Source organism: uncultured Tateyamaria sp., from assembly GCF_947496075.1.
Lineage (GTDB): Bacteria > Pseudomonadota > Alphaproteobacteria > Rhodobacterales > Rhodobacteraceae > Tateyamaria.
Map to the genome: position 1 here is coordinate 560,684 of NZ_CANMBJ010000002.1, position 13,805 is coordinate 574,488.

General features: G+C 61.7%; 13 protein-coding genes and 1 riboswitch. Of the genes, 4 read left to right on the top strand and 9 right to left on the bottom strand.

Features of this window, described 5'->3' with window-relative positions:
- Nucleotide 1: 1 nt before the first annotated feature.
- Genes cobG through Q1A51_RS06690 form a run of 4 tightly spaced genes read right to left on the bottom strand, consistent with a single transcriptional unit; the run spans nt 2 to nt 5,808 of the window.
- Nucleotides 2-1,120: a precorrin-3B synthase gene (gene cobG, locus Q1A51_RS06675; protein ID WP_299598430.1), complete on the bottom strand. Its 1,119-nt coding sequence runs from the start codon at nt 1,118-1,120 to the stop codon at nt 2-4.
- Complete coding sequence (gene cobN, locus Q1A51_RS06680) at nt 1,117-4,350, bottom strand: cobaltochelatase subunit CobN (RefSeq protein ID WP_299598427.1); 3,234 nt, start codon at nt 4,348-4,350, stop codon at nt 1,117-1,119. The genes cobG and cobN overlap by 4 nt, the downstream gene beginning before the upstream one ends.
- Nucleotides 4,351-4,374: 24 nt before the next feature.
- Nucleotides 4,375-5,430, bottom strand: a complete 1,056-nt coding sequence (gene cobW / locus Q1A51_RS06685; RefSeq protein WP_299598425.1) for a cobalamin biosynthesis protein CobW — start codon at nt 5,428-5,430, stop codon at nt 4,375-4,377.
- Between the two features lie 3 nt (nt 5,431-5,433).
- Nucleotides 5,434-5,808, bottom strand: a complete 375-nt coding sequence (locus tag Q1A51_RS06690) for a DUF1636 domain-containing protein (RefSeq protein WP_299207462.1) — start codon at nt 5,806-5,808, stop codon at nt 5,434-5,436.
- 84 nt (nt 5,809-5,892) lie between these two features.
- Nucleotides 5,893-6,131: riboswitch (cobalamin riboswitch) on the bottom strand.
- A 90-nt stretch (nt 6,132-6,221) separates the two neighbouring features.
- Between Q1A51_RS06690 and Q1A51_RS06695 the strand changes: the two genes are divergently transcribed.
- Both Q1A51_RS06695 and cobO read left to right on the top strand, forming a co-directional pair.
- Nucleotides 6,222-6,866, top strand: a complete 645-nt coding sequence (locus tag Q1A51_RS06695) for an HAD family hydrolase (protein ID WP_299598423.1) — start codon at nt 6,222-6,224, stop codon at nt 6,864-6,866.
- Nucleotides 6,867-6,901: 35 nt separating this feature from the next.
- Nucleotides 6,902-7,513 carry a cob(I)yrinic acid a,c-diamide adenosyltransferase gene (gene cobO / locus Q1A51_RS06700; RefSeq protein ID WP_299598421.1) on the top strand — a complete coding sequence of 204 codons (612 nt, stop codon included), beginning with the start codon at nt 6,902-6,904 and terminating at the stop codon, nt 7,511-7,513.
- 24 nt (nt 7,514-7,537) lie between these two features.
- Here the strand turns inward: cobO and Q1A51_RS06705 are convergent, their stop codons facing one another.
- A complete protein-coding gene (locus Q1A51_RS06705; RefSeq protein ID WP_299207471.1) occupies nt 7,538-7,687 on the bottom strand; it encodes a hypothetical protein in 150 nt (49 codons plus the stop codon).
- 97 nt (nt 7,688-7,784) lie between these two features.
- Here Q1A51_RS06705 and Q1A51_RS06710 point away from each other — a divergent pair, with 97 nt between their 5' ends.
- Both Q1A51_RS06710 and Q1A51_RS06715 read left to right on the top strand, forming a co-directional pair.
- Entirely contained in the window at nt 7,785-9,233 is a 1,449-nt protein-coding gene (locus tag Q1A51_RS06710) for a cobyric acid synthase (RefSeq protein WP_299598418.1), read from the top strand.
- 22 nt (nt 9,234-9,255) lie between these two features.
- A complete protein-coding gene (locus tag Q1A51_RS06715) occupies nt 9,256-9,648 on the top strand; it encodes a 5-carboxymethyl-2-hydroxymuconate isomerase (RefSeq protein WP_299598416.1) in 393 nt (130 codons plus the stop codon).
- Nucleotides 9,649-9,737: 89 nt separating this feature from the next.
- Here the strand turns inward: Q1A51_RS06715 and Q1A51_RS06720 are convergent, their stop codons facing one another.
- Genes Q1A51_RS06720 through Q1A51_RS06735 form a run of 4 tightly spaced genes read right to left on the bottom strand, consistent with a single transcriptional unit; the run spans nt 9,738 to nt 13,690 of the window.
- Nucleotides 9,738-10,472, bottom strand: a complete 735-nt coding sequence (locus Q1A51_RS06720; protein ID WP_299598414.1) for a proteasome-type protease — start codon at nt 10,470-10,472, stop codon at nt 9,738-9,740.
- Nucleotides 10,473-10,511: 39 nt separating this feature from the next.
- Complete coding sequence (locus tag Q1A51_RS06725) at nt 10,512-11,312, bottom strand: transglutaminase family protein (RefSeq protein ID WP_299207482.1); 801 nt, start codon at nt 11,310-11,312, stop codon at nt 10,512-10,514.
- Nucleotides 11,313-11,316: 4 nt separating this feature from the next.
- Nucleotides 11,317-12,258, bottom strand: a complete 942-nt coding sequence (locus tag Q1A51_RS06730) for an alpha-E domain-containing protein (protein WP_299207485.1) — start codon at nt 12,256-12,258, stop codon at nt 11,317-11,319.
- 4 nt (nt 12,259-12,262) lie between these two features.
- The gene (locus tag Q1A51_RS06735) at nt 12,263-13,690 is read right to left on the bottom strand and encodes a circularly permuted type 2 ATP-grasp protein (protein ID WP_299207488.1); all 1,428 of its coding nucleotides are present in this window, start codon (nt 13,688-13,690) and stop codon (nt 12,263-12,265) included.
- Between the last annotated feature and the right edge of the window lie 115 nt (nt 13,691-13,805).

Here is a 13,805-nt window from a genome sequence, read left to right on the forward strand (position 1 = left end):
ATTAGCTCGCCGTGGTCAGGAGGTCATTTGGCGTGAGGCCGCGTTGGCGGGGGGCATCCCATGGATGGCCGTTCTCTACAAGGTCGAACGCGCCGTCGCGACCTACGAGCGTAGTGGTGGCGGGGCGCGGGTGGGCGCAGCCTTTTGAGCAGCCCGAGATGTGGAATGTTCCGCTGTGATGCGGCGCGAGTTGTCTGGCAAGGGCGCGTGTATCGACTGTCGCGGCACTGCAGGCGGGCGCGCCGGGGCAGGCGTGGATGCGCAGGAGCGGATCGGTGCGGCTGGTGACAAATCCGTGCGTATCGCAGGGCAGTGCGTCTTCCAACAGGAAGGTGCGCCAGGGGGTGACGCGAAGGGCGGTCGCTTGGCTGTCCTGGATTAGTCTGGTCATGGCACGCGCGTCGATGCTGCCAAAAGGCGCGCCATAGACAAATCCGCCGGTTACCGCGCCGGGGGTGATGGAACCCGTGGCGGGCGATGGTTTAGTATCCTGCCACGTGTCTGGAAACGTTTTTGTTTTCAGATGCTTGGACATCCGGCCCGCGGCGAAACCGTCGGATGCGACGAACCATTTCGCCAGTTCGATCAGCGCTGTCGGGGCGTTCTGTTCCGAGACGCGCTTGCCTTTGTGTGCACCGTCAGCGCGCAGGATGAGATCGCCTGTGTCCGCCCGTTCAAACCGGAAATCGGCGGACGTGTCGGACAGAACGGGGCCCGTTCCCGCATCGATGGCAACGCCCATCTTGGGAGGTAAGTCGGGCAGGTCGGGCAGGGCATTGAGCAAGGCCGCGTGCAAACGTGTGGTAAGGTCGCCCGCTTGCCACATGGGCGTGACGACGATGTTGCGCCGGGATTCGTCTTCGGCCGTGGCATCGAGCAGGTTGAGGTGTTGGAGGGCTGTCAGGACGTTGCCGTGCTGGTCTTCCGCAATACCGCGCATCTGCAAGTTGGCACGGCTGGTGAGGTCGATGATGCCGTTTCCATGGCTTAGCGACAGGGCGCAGAGGCCGAGGACCTGCTCACGGGTAAGGCGTGCCAAACGAGGGCGGATACGGATGATCAGCCCGTCACCTGACATCATCGGGCGCCATGCGCCGGGGCACCAGCCTTTGACGGTCATTGTGCCGCCTCGAGCGAAGCGCGGATCGAGTTGCGGCGGGTGTGCCAGAGGCCTGCGGCGTCGAGTGCTGCGAACTGGTCCTGCATCGCCTGGTATGCGCCGGGGTTGGCGTCTTGCAGGAAGGCTGCCACCTCGGGGTCACCGAGGGTGGCGTCATGGTACACGTCGAAGAGGTGGGGGCCGACGACCCCCGCGAGATGGGCAAAGGCGGCCATGTGGTCGAGCGTGGCGGCGATCTCTGCTCCGCCGCGGAAGCCGTGACGCATCATGCCGCGCAGCCACTGGGCCTGCGTCGCGCGGGCCTGAACGACGCGGGCGATTTCCTCGGGCAGGGTGCGCGCGCGCGGGCGGTCGGGTTGCGTCGTGTCGAGGTGGTAGAGGGCTGCCTTGCCTCCGGTCACCGCTTGGGCAGCAGCGAACCCGGCTTCATGCGCGGCGTAGTCCGAGGCGAGCAGGACATCTGTCTCTGGCAAGTCTTGCAGGTGGACAAAGCTGTCGGCTGCGGCGACGCGGGCACGGATGCCATCTTCGTCCTTCGTCGCGGTTGAGCCGTCAAGGGCATAGGCGCTGGCTGCGAGCCACGCTTGCCCTGCGGCAGCCCGGGCGTCTTCGGTGAACGTCTCTATGTCTCCGCCCATACCAAGGCCAAAGCTACCGGGGGCGGGGCCGTAGACGCGGGCATCCGGTACCGTGCCGGCGTAGGGGTTCCAGTCGGGAGCCTCGTCGCGTTGGCTGAGCGCGCGGACGGCTTGGGCAAAGAGGGCCGAGAGCGTGGGGAATACGTCGCGGAAGAGGCCGGAGACGCGCAGGGTGACGTCGATCCGGGGACGGTCAAGGTCGGTAATGGGCAGCACTTCTATGCCGGAGACGCGTTCGGAACCCTGGTCCCAGACTGGTTTCACGCCCAGAAGGTGCAGGGCCATCGCGAATTCCTCACCCGCCGTGCGCATCGTTGCGGAGCCCCAAAGGTCGACGATCAGGCCCCGGGGCCAGTCGCCTTCTTCCTGCAAGTGGCGGCGGACCAACTCCTCGGCCAGCTTGACGCCTTGGGCATATGCGGCGCGGGTTGGGACCGAACGGGGGTCGGTGGTGTAGAGATTGCGGCCCGTGGGCAGCACGTCGCTCCGCCCGCGGTGGGGGGAGCCGGAGGGGCCACCGGCGATGCGTTTGCCATTGAGCGCGTCGATCAAGGCGCTGCGCTCGGTGTCAGCCCCTTGACCCCAGATGTGTAAACCGTCGCCGAACTGGCTTTCCTTGATGTCACAGACGAAGCGGTCAATGCGGGTGATCGCCTCTGCCGAACAGCTGGCGCGGTGGAGGCCAAGGTCATTTTCGACCCCAATGGCCTGCGCCTCAGCCCGGATGTCGTCTTGCAGACGGTCGCGGCGCTTGGGGTCGAGGCCGTCCGCGTTCGAGAATTCGTCGAGCAGGGTTTCGAGCCGGATGAACCTGTCGGGTGTGGCGCTGTCCTTCATCGGAGGGGGCAGGTGGCCAAGTGTGACAGCCCCGATGCGGCGTTTGGCTTGGGCAGCCTCGCCCGGGTCGTTCACGATGAAGGGGTAGATGACAGGCAGGGTGCCGGTCAGCGCCTCGGGCCAGCATTCTTCTGATAGGGCGACGGATTTGCCGGGCAGCCATTCGAGAGTGCCGTGTGCGCCAATGTGGATCAGGGCTTGGGTTTGGCTTTGGAGCCAGAGGTAGAAAGCGACATAGGCGTGGCGGGGGACGCGGCTGAGATCGTGGTAGTCGTCGTCCCGCGCGTCGGGTGTGCCGCGTTCTGGTTGCAGGGCGACCAGGACGTTGCCCCGGCGGGTGGCGGGGAAGTGGAAGTGTCCCTTGTCAGCGTCATCGTCGGGGCCGCCCCATGCAGCATAGAGATCGTCTCGTAGTGATTGGGGTAGAGTTGACAGCGCTGCCTTGTAGTCGGTGAGCGGCCAAGTGATCGTCTCAGTTTCGAGTGCGCTTGTGACGGGTGTCAGGTCGGTATTGTGGCCCGTGTTTTGCAAGTCGGCAAGGATCGCATCGGTCGAGGCGAGCGCATCCAGACCCACGGCATGAGCCATGTTCCAGTCCTTGCCCGGGTAAGTGCTGAGCACAAGCGCGAGGGTGCGTTCCTTTGCCGGGGTCGTGGCAAGGTCTGTCCACGCTTTTACCCGGTCCGCAACCATCTCTATGCGTTTGGTGTCGGCCTTGTGCGCATAGCGGGCGAATTGCAGGTCGTCGTCGCGCGGCTGCGGTTCTTTGAACGATGCAACACCGGCAAACAGGCGGCCATCCACCTCGGGCAGAACCACGTGCATGGCGAGGTCGGTGGGGGAAAGGCCGCGCTCTGCCTCGTCCCAGGCCTCTCGGGTGGACGTGGCGAGTGCGATCTGGAAAACCGGGACATCGCCCGCATCAAGGGGTGACGCGCCGTTTGCGCCGATGCCGGAGAAGGCGGTGGCGTTGACAATGGCGGTGGGTTTCTGATGTGCGATCTGGCGGGCCATCCAAGCTGCCGCGTCCGGGGTTTTGAGCGAAGGCGCGAAGAGGCCGAGCACGCGGAAGCCACGGGCACGCAGGGCTTGGAACGTCGCCTTGATCGGTGACAGGTCCGCAGCGGACAGATAGGCGCGGTAGAAAGTCGCGATGATCAGGGGGCGGGTATCGGCGCCATGCACCAGCGGACAGGTCACGCCATCTTCGGGTGTCCATGCGCCGACGGTTGGCAGTGCCTTGGAGCCTTTGACGGGACCCGCGTATAGACCGGAGGCCAACGCCATTTGTGCAAGTGCTGCTTGCGCCGCGACTGCGCCGCCAGTGTCACAGAGATGCGCGAGGCGTCGGAGAGTGGATACGGGGAGGGTCGAGATTTCATCCAGCCGCGTATCGGGCCGCCCATCGGCGGGCAGGACAGCCAGCGCGATGCCCTTGGCGCGACACAGTGCTTCGACCTGTTGCAACCCGTAGGACCAATAGGGCACACCCCCGATCAGGCGGATCAGGATGCCCTTGGCCCCTTCAAGTGTCTGTTCGACATAGGTGTCGACGGACAGAGGGTGCTTGAGGCCCACCAAATTGGCGAGCCGTACCGTGGGCAGCTTGCCGTCCGCCCGGTGCCATGCCGCCGCGAAGGCGCCAAGGTCGCTGTCCGAGAACGACAGCACCACCAGATCCGCAGGCGTCTGCCCCAGATCGGTGGGTGTCTCGGTCTCTTCGAGCCCGTGGCTTTCGCGGAAGACGACATGCATGGCTGGGGCCTTGGGGCGGTTTCGTTACTCGGCGGCTTCGGTGACTTGGACCAGGGCGGCGCGAATGGCTGCTTCGTTCACGTCGTCATGTTCGGCAATCACGACCAAACGGCCCTGCCGCGCCTCGTCCGGCCCCCACGGGCGGTCGAACTGGTGGCGGACACGGGCACCGACGGCCTGGACCAGTAGGCGCATGGGCTTGCCAGCGACGGCGGCGTAGCCTTTGACCCGCAGGATGTTCTGCGTCTTGGCCATCGCTTCGATGCGGGCAACCAGTTCCGCCGGATCGCTGGCTTCGGGGATGTCGATGATGACGCTTTCAAAGTCGTCATGTTCGTGGTCGTCATGCCCGTCGTGGTGGGACGGGCGCGCGTCCATGTCGTCTTCGGCAGCCGCTTCCAGCCCAAGGATCACGCGGGGATCGACTGCCCCTTCGGCGACTTCCACAACAGGCAAGGTGCGGGGCGCTTCGGCGGCGATCACCTCTTTGGCCTTGGCGATGCCGTCGGGGCCCGCAAGGTCGGGTTTCGTCAGCAGGATGATGTCGGCGCAGCTGATCTGATCCTCGAACACTTCCGAAAGGGGAGTTTCGTGATCAAGGCTGTCATCGGCTTCGCGCTGGGCGTCGACGGCCGCCACATCCGGGGCGAAGCGGCCCGCGGCCACCGCTTCGGCATCGGCCAAAGCGATAACACCGTCCACCGTGATGCGGCTGCGGATATCGGGCCAGTCGAACGCCTTGAGCAGCGGTTTGGGCAGAGCGAGGCCGGAGGTTTCGATCAGGATGTGTTCGGGCTGCGGGTCGAGTGCCATCAGTGCCTCGATTGTCGGGATGAAGTCGTCGGCCACGGTGCAGCAGATGCAGCCGTTGGCCAACTCCATGATGTTCTCGGCCGGGCAGTCGGGAATGGCGCAGCTTTTGAGGATCTCGCCATCGACGCCCACGTCGCCAAACTCGTTGACCACGACGGCAAGGCGCTTGCCCTGCGGGTTCTGCATCAGGTGGCGTACAAGGGTCGTTTTACCCGAGCCGAGAAAGCCGGTGATGACGGTGACGGGGACTTTATTCAGGTTTGCCATGGATCAAAACTCCTGCGGTGGGATGCGGGCGATGCAGTTTTTGCGGAAATGTTCGGGGCGCTCGCGCCACGGCACGATGCCATCGGAGGTGGCGGCATATTTGCCGATGCCTTCAACCACCATGTCGGCGTCGCGGTCTTCCATCAGGTTGCCGTAGACATAGGTCCAGCGCTGTGCCCCGCCGCGCACGGCGACCGAACAGCCGGAGGAGCAGTTGGACAGGCATTCAACGGCCTTCAGGGTCACGCCTTCGGGCATGGTGCGATTGGCAAGCTCGGCATGTAGCGCTTCGCCAGGGCGGGTGCCGTCCTCAGGCACCTCCAACTCGCGGCGGCATTTCACGCAGACCAAGAGTTCCACGGGGGGCAAATCGGCCATGTTCTTTCCCTGTCAGAGGACAGCATGGCAGATGGCGGGCGGCGAGGGGGCCGTTGGTTCCCGACACCCGGCACACCCCGTCCGGTTTCGTCTTCTCTCGCTGGCAGGTCTCCCGGCTTGCGGATTTCGAGGCGCCTCTCCATTGAGAGCGGGCCTCATCGGCCACCCTGCCTTCCCGGCGCTTGGCCAGTGGCGTGGGGGGACCTCTCCGGTCACGGTCGCGGGGGCGGCTGCTTTGACAAGAATTTTCACTCGAAAATTCCTGCGCGGCATTCCCTTTTCACCCGAAGCGGACCCCGGGCACCAGCAGAACCGTAGTGCGCGGGCGGCGATACAGAGTCAAGCGGGAACGCAATGGTGAACAATGGGGCGTTGCGTTACGGTGGGGCTCGTTTGAGTGAGCGGAGCTTGCCATGATGGAACAGGTCATTGTTTGGGATTTCGATGGTGTTCTGAACGGCAACATTGTGGACGGACGATTTGTCTGGGCGGATGCTCTGTTTGACGATTGGGGTGTGCGGCTGGACGCCTTGCAATCGCATCTGTTCCGGCCCGAGCGCATGCGCTCTATCATGCGAGGCGAGCGAGACCTGCGCGACGCCCTGTCCGAGTGGATCGCCGGGTTGGAGCAAGAGGTCGACGTGGACGCCTTTCTTGCCTACTGGTTTGCCAAGGATGCCCGTCCTGACCCGGCTGTCCTGCCGCACTTGGAGCGTTTGGCGTTTCGCCACGTGATCGGCACAAATAACGAGGCGCGCCGGGCAGCGTATATCGAGACAGAGATGGGGTTTGCCGATCGGGTTGAACGGGTCTTTGCCTCCGGTCGCATGGGCTGTGCGAAACCCGAGGATGCCTATTTTGCGCAGATCGAGGATTGGACGGGCGCACCTGCTGCGTCCCATGTTCTGGTGGACGATTCGAAACGGAATGCTGACGCAGCACAAGCGCGTGGCTGGCGCGCCTACCATTTTGCCGATAACACGCGTGCTGGTCTTGGGCCGTTTCTGGATCGCTTGACCTGGTCTGCACAAACGCCTCTGGTCGCGCCGGTCAAATAGTGGCACCACTTGGCCGACATATACCGGAGGACGCCATGGACGACATCACCGAACGCCACAATGCCAAGATGAAAAAGATCAAGGCCGCCCGTGACAAGATGATGGCGACCAAGACCGAGGAAAAGGGCCTGATCATGGTCCATACCGGACCGGGCAAGGGCAAATCCTCGTCCGGGTTCGGGATGATCATGCGCTGCATTTCGCATGGTATGCCGTGTGCGGTGGTTCAGTTCATCAAGGGCAATTGGGACACCGGGGAAAAGACGTTCCTACGGGATCGCTTTGCCGATGAGTGCCGGTTCTTTGTATCCGGAGAAGGGTTCACATGGGAAACCCAGGACCGGGAGCGGGATATCGCGGCGGCGCAGAATGGGTGGAAGATTGCCAAGGAGCAGATCCTCGATCCCGAGATCCAGTTTGTCTTGCTGGACGAGATCAATATCGCGTTGCGCTACGATTATCTGGATATCGACGAGGTTGTGGATTTCCTGATGACAGAAAAGCCCGAGATGACGCATGTGGTGCTGACGGGCCGGAACGCGAAGCCTGAGTTGATCGAGGCGGCGGACCTCGTGACCGAGATGACGCTGGTGAAACACCCCTTCAAGGATCTGGGCGTCAAAGCGCAGAAAGGGGTGGAATTCTGATGCTGCCCATCGGACAGCAAGGGCTTAGCTCAAAAGTGCTGCCACGGTATCAAGGTCAATGGCCCAAGCAGCGGCTGGCACTGCAATAGCCAGCCCCATCAGGATCATCGTTTTGCGTGCCCGCGCCTTGGCCGCGCGCTTGCGGCGTTCGGGTGTGTTTGTGAAATCCAACATGATCTTTCCGTTTCGTTTGTGTGGTGTCATGTAAGTGATCGTCGCATCAGCATGCGCGACGAATCTGGCATTTCTGGGTTGTCAGGATGGAGGTATCATGGCGAAAGCCCTCATGTTTCAAGGCACGGGCTCGAATGTCGGCAAGTCGATGCTGGTGTCGGGTATGTGCCGCGCGGCAAAGCGCCGAGGCCTGTCCGTCGCCCCTTTCAAGCCGCAAAACATGTCGAACAATGCCGCCGTGACGACCGATGGGGGCGAGATTGGTCGCGCCCAGGCGCTGCAAGCCATGGCCTGTGGGCTTGAGCCGCATACCGACATGAACCCGGTGCTTCTGAAGCCTGAGACGGATGTGGGCAGCCAGGTCGTGGTTCAGGGCAAGCGCGTGACCACCGTACAGGCCCGCGAATACGCGGCGTTGAAGCCGCAGCTCATGGAGCATGTTCTAGACAGCTTTGGTCGGTTGAAGCAGGAACACGATCTAGTGCTCGTCGAAGGGGCGGGCAGCCCGGCCGAGGTGAACCTGCGCCGGGGCGACATCGCCAATATGGGCTTTGCCCGCGCCGCCGACTGCCCGGTGATCCTGGCCGGTGACATCGACCGGGGTGGTGTGATCGCGCAGGTTGTTGGTACGCAGGCGGTTATTGACCCCGAAGATGCCGCGTTGATCCAGGGGTTCCTGATCAACCGCTTTCGTGGTGATCCGCGCCTGTTTGACGATGGTTATACCTTGATCGAACAGCACACGGGATGGCGTGGCTTTGGCGTGGTGCCTTGGTTTTCGGATGCCTGGAAACTGCCAGCAGAGGATGCGCTGGATATCGCGACACCGCGCCGCCCGGATGGCCTGCACATCGTGTGCCTCAAGCTGTCCCGTATCGCGAATTTCGATGATCTTGACCCGTTGGCACAGGAGCCGGGGGTGCGGTTGACCATGCTGCATGCGGGCCAACCGTTGCCTGCGGACACGGATGTGGTGATCATCCCGGGTAGCAAGTCAACGCGGGGCGATCTACAATTTCTGCGGGACCAGGGCTGGGACGAGGATATCCGTGCCCACGCGCGGCGCGGTGGGGCTGTCTTAGGGATCTGTGGCGGGTTCCAGATGCTGGGTCGCGTGGTAGATGACCCCGAAGGCATTGAAGGGCCGGCCGGCGCCACGGATGGGATCGGATTGCTGGATGTCCAGACCATGATGACCGATGACAAGCGTTTGACCACCATCGAGGCGGTCCATGTGCCAACAGGGCAAGCTTTTCAAGGATACGAAATTCACATCGGACGCAGCGAAGGACCTGACCGCGCGCGTCCCTTTGCGCAGGTTGCTGGTCAGAACGAAGGTGCGATCAGTGCGGATGGACGGATTGCGGGCAGCTATCTGCACGGTATGTTTCGCGACGATGGCTTTCGGCGGGCTTGGCTTGCGAGGTTCGGACTGAACCACGGCAACGCATCCTACGCTGATACCGTGGAGGTCACGCTCGATGCATTGGCGGACCATCTCGAAACCCATCTTGATATCGACGCGCTTTTGGCTTGCGCACGATAGGGCGGGGGCACAGAGTTCGCACATGCCTCATATCGTGATCGACTATTCCGCCAATCTTGATGATCAACTGGACATGCACGGCCTTTGCCTTGCGCTAAAGGATGCAGCGGCGGCGACAGGTGTGTTTCCCGCGGCGGGCATTCGGGTGCGCGCACATGCTGCACATCACAGTGTGATCGCGGATGGCGACAAGAAACACGGCTTCATCGACATTGTGATCCGGTTGGCTGCGGGGCGGACCGAGGACCAGAAGACCCTGACAGCAGATACTGTCTTTGAGGCGGCCAAGACCTTTACCGCGGATCACATGGCGCATCACCCTTTCATGCTGTCACTTGAACTTCGAGAGATCGACCCGAACCATAGCCGCAAAACCAGTTCGATCCGCAACTACCTGCCGCCGGAGATGCACTAGAGATTTCTTTTGACTGAAAATACGACGGGGGAGTCCGCAGGACGGGGGCAGCGCCCCCTAGAAAATGTCGTCGCGCAGCGTCCGTGGGATCATTCGAAGGCGAACTCAGGAAGCTGATCGAAGGCAACTTTCAGTGCATGACCCCAGCCATTCGACACCGTCTGAAAATAAGGATCGTCCGCTTCGATCCGTTCTGCATGGCTGATGGACAGACTGTCCATATCATAGGTCACAAAATCAAGTGGCAGGCCAACCGACAGGTTGGATTTGATGGTCGAATCGAAACTGACCATTAACAACTTTATCGCCTCTTCGAACCGCATGGCGGGATCGTGGGCACGCACGATGATGGGCTTGCCGTATTTTGCCTCACCGATCTGGAAAAAGGGCGTGTCCTCAGAAGCTTCGATGAAATTTCCCTCTGGATACACCAGAAACAGACGCGGCTCTGACCCTGCGATCTGTCCACCGATGATCATCGTTGCGCCAAAGGCGCCGTCGGCCTCCATTCCTGTTGTGGCATTGGACTGGATCACCTCTTTCAGCGTCCGGCCCACTTCGCGTGCAACCTGGAACATAGATGGCGCTTCGAGGATCGATGGCTTGCGATCTTCGGGAGCCTTTGACCGTTCGTCCAGCAGCGAGATCACCGATTGCGTGGTCGCAAGGTTTCCGGCTGTCATGATCACGATGACGCGCTCACCAGGCATTTCCCAAGTGTGCATCTTCTTCACGGTCGAGATGTTGTCGACGCCCGCATTGGTGCGTGTGTCGGACATAAAAATCAGTCCGGCATCCAACCGCATCCCTACGCAATAGGTCATATCTTGTGTGTCCCCGCCCCGAGTCGCGGCAAATCTGCGCTATTGCTGCTGCACCTGCAAGGTCACAGACATATCTTCCCCGGCGTTACCATAGCGTAAACCGGAAATCGGGGCGGCCCCGCGATAGTCAAGGCCCGTGGCGACACGCACGTAACGTGCGTCGGGCGAGATGCCGTTGGAAATGTCGAACCCCACCCAACCCAAGCCTTCCACATACGCTTCTGCCCAGGCATGGCTGGCGTCCTGATCGACCCGATCATCCATCATCAGGTATCCCGAGACATAGCGGGCAGGAAACCCGAGTAGGCGGGCCGCCGTGATGAACACATGGGCATGGTCCTGGCATACACCATGACCTGCCTCCATCACGGCTTCCGCCGTGAGGTCAGAGGCCGTCTGATCAGTTGAGTAAGGCACCTGTTCAAGAACATGGGCGGACAGGGCGTGCAGCCGATCCAGATCGCTGCAGTTTGCGGGCGCGCTGTCTGCCAACGCCTGCACGTGCTCACCCGGTTTGGTCAGCACCGTACTGCGCCGGAACAGCCACAAGGGAACATATCCGCCTTGCGGTCCTACAATGCCCGCCTTGTCTTCGACGTCGACAATGCCGGCACAAGTGATCTCAATCTCGGTCTGGCCCGACGCGAAGCTGACCAGATCAACTGCATTTGCGTGCTCATCTTCGAACGACACCTCTACCTGCCCCCCGGTCACATCGATACGCCATTCTTCGACCAATTGACCAAGGCGGGACTTGGGACGCAGGCGGACCTGCTGCAGCCCGTATGGAACAGGCGCGTCGTAGGTGTAGTGGGTTTTGTGAAGAACGTTCAGGCGCATGGAGTCATTCAATAAATCGGTAGTCAATTTCGATCTGGCGACCCAGGGCCGCGCTGTCCCGCAGGAAATCCGTGATGAATTCGTGCAGACCATAGTCAAAGATGGCGTTCATGTCGTGCGCCTTGAATTTCGAACAAAGCGCGTCGGCGAGGGATTGGCAGGTGTGCCGGGTCGCGTATTCCTGCTCGAGGTAGCCGAGGTTGTCGCCGATCTTGCCATAGCAAAAGGCGAGGCTGCGCGGCAGACGACCGTCAAGGATCAGGAACTTTGCGATCGCTTTGGGGTCTACCTCTCCGTCGTGCAGGGTTTGGTAGGCCCGTGTCGTTGATGTGGCGCGCAGGATCGTGTCCCACTGCACGTTGTCGGATGGGCTGCCCACCAGCCGGACCGAGGGCAGCAGGATATAGTATTTCTGATCAAGGATGCGCGCCGTGTTGTCAGCCCGTTCGAAAAAGGTGCCGATCCGGGCAAAGTTGTAGATGTGGTTGCGCACCATCGTGCCGTGCAGCGCCCCGCGCACAAAAGCGCTGCGTTGACGGATCACTTGCAGCACCCGCGGCAGATCGCGGTCTTGGACTTGCTGAGCCAACAGTCGCTTCAGCACCATGTAGCACTCGTTCACCGCCTCCCACACTTCTCGGGTGAGCGCAGTGCGCACAACCCGGGCATTCATGCGCGCGGCTTCGATCCCTGCCATGATCGAGCCGGGGTTGTTCGGGTCGCGCAGCAGGAAGTCGATCACCTTTGGGCCATCGGGCGCGCCGTGTATCTCGGAATATGCTGCGCTCAGGCCGGTTGAGGACAGGATTGACGTCCATTCGCTTTCCGCAGCGCTCGATCGCGTCAGCGAAATGCGCAGCCCCGCGTCGATCATACGTGCGGTGTTCTCGGCCCGTTCGAGATAGCGGAACATCCAGAAGAGCCCGCCTGCGGTCTTGCCCAGCATCGCGCTACTCCTCCAGCACCCAAGTGTCCTTGGTCCCGCCACCCTGCGATGAGTTCACGACAAGCGACCCTTCGGTAAGGGCCACACGTGTCAGCCCACCGGGCGTGATGTCGATCCGGTCAGGCGAGACAAGGACAAAGGGGCGCAAATCCACGTGGCGCGGCGCAAGGCCCGCATCCGTCAGGATAGGCACTGTGGACAAGGCCAAGGTTGGTTGGGCGATGTAGTTGCCGGGGGCGGCCTCCAGCTTGGCGCGGAAGTCCTCGATCTCTTTCTTGGATGCCGCAGGGCCGACAAGCATCCCGTAGCCGCCCGAGCCATGCACTTCCTTCACCACCAGATCGGCAAGGTTATCGAGCACGTATTTCAGGGCCTGCGGTTCCGAACAGCGATGCGTCGGGACGTTTTGCAGGATTGCCTTTTCGCCGGTGTAGAATTCGACGATGTCCGGCATGTAGCTGTAGATCGCCTTGTCGTCCGCGATCCCCGTGCCGGGTGCGTTGGCAATCGTGATCCCGCCGGCGCGATAGACGTCCATGATGCCGGGTACACCCAAAACGCTGTCCGGGTTGAAGTTCATCGGATCGAGATATTCATCATCCACCCTGCGATAAAGCACATCGATAGGTTTGTAGCCCCGTGTGGTCCGCATCGCCACACGCCCGTCCACGACGCGCAAATCATGCCCTTCAACCAGCTCGGCGCTCATTTGATCGGCAAGGAACGCGTGCTCGTAATAGGCCGAGTTGTGGATGCCCGGTGTCAGGACGGCAATGGTCGGGCGACCATTGCAGGCATCCGGTGCGCAGGCTGAAAGCGATTTGCGCAATGATCGTGGGTACTGGCCGACAGATTGCACTTTGATCTTGCTGAACAGCTCCGGGAACATGTGCAGCATCGTCTCGCGGTTTTCGAGCATGTAGCTCACACCCGAAGGGGTGCGCGCGTTGTCTTCCAAAACAAAGAACTCGTCGTCTCCGGTGCGCACCAGATCGGTGCCGACGATATGGGTATAGATGTCGCCGGGGGGCGAGACGCCGATCATCTCAGGCAGGAAAGCATCGTTGCGCGCGATCATTTCGGCAGGCAGGCGGCCTGCGCGCACGATCTCTTGTCGGTGGTAGATGTCGTGCAGAAAGGCGTTGAGCGCGCGCACGCGTTGTTCGATGCCCTTGGCCACCTTGGCCCATTCGCGGGCGGCGATGATGCGCGGCACCAGATCGAAAGGGATCAACCGTTCGGTGGCGTCTGGATCGCCGTAGACGTTGAAGGTCACGCCGATCAATCGGAACAGCGCTTCGGCTTCCTCTGACTTGGAGAGTAGGCGGGCGGTGTCTTCGTCCGCGAACCATTTGGAGTAATCGGCATAGGGGGCACGTGCGGCTGTGCCGTGGCCAAACATCTCGTCGAAATACGTGGGTCTTCCAGACATGACCTTTAGCCTGCATATTCCACGCAATGTCGCAACAAAAACGACGCAATTGGCGGGTTTCATGTGAAATCCTGTCGAATAATCAGGCGTTTGCTGTGCCAACTGTGCTTCTCAC

Bases quoted from the DNA above. Each gene is read 5' to 3' on its own strand.
- Q1A51_RS06715 (WP_299598416.1), top strand. From the start codon at position 9,256: ATGCCTCATATCGTGATCGACTATTCCGCCAATCTTGATGATCAACTG.
- Q1A51_RS06730 (WP_299207485.1), bottom strand. From the start codon at position 12,258: ATGCTGGGCAAGACCGCAGGCGGGCTCTTCTGGATGTTCCGCTATCTC.
- Q1A51_RS06690 (WP_299207462.1), bottom strand. From the start codon at position 5,808: ATGGCCGATTTGCCCCCCGTGGAACTCTTGGTCTGCGTGAAATGCCGC.
- Q1A51_RS06710 (WP_299598418.1), top strand. From the start codon at position 7,785: ATGGCGAAAGCCCTCATGTTTCAAGGCACGGGCTCGAATGTCGGCAAG.
- Q1A51_RS06695 (WP_299598423.1), top strand. From the start codon at position 6,222: ATGATGGAACAGGTCATTGTTTGGGATTTCGATGGTGTTCTGAACGGC.
- Q1A51_RS06720 (WP_299598414.1), bottom strand. From the start codon at position 10,472: ATGACCTATTGCGTAGGGATGCGGTTGGATGCCGGACTGATTTTTATG.
- cobN (WP_299598427.1), bottom strand. From the start codon at position 4,350: ATGCATGTCGTCTTCCGCGAAAGCCACGGGCTCGAAGAGACCGAGACA.
- Q1A51_RS06735 (WP_299207488.1), bottom strand. From the start codon at position 13,690: ATGTCTGGAAGACCCACGTATTTCGACGAGATGTTTGGCCACGGCACA.
- cobG (WP_299598430.1), bottom strand. From the start codon at position 1,120: ATGACCGTCAAAGGCTGGTGCCCCGGCGCATGGCGCCCGATGATGTCA.
- cobW (WP_299598425.1), bottom strand. From the start codon at position 5,430: ATGGCAAACCTGAATAAAGTCCCCGTCACCGTCATCACCGGCTTTCTC.
- Q1A51_RS06725 (WP_299207482.1), bottom strand. From the start codon at position 11,312: ATGCGCCTGAACGTTCTTCACAAAACCCACTACACCTACGACGCGCCT.
- Q1A51_RS06705 (WP_299207471.1), bottom strand. From the start codon at position 7,687: ATGTTGGATTTCACAAACACACCCGAACGCCGCAAGCGCGCGGCCAAG.
- cobO (WP_299598421.1), top strand. From the start codon at position 6,902: ATGGACGACATCACCGAACGCCACAATGCCAAGATGAAAAAGATCAAG.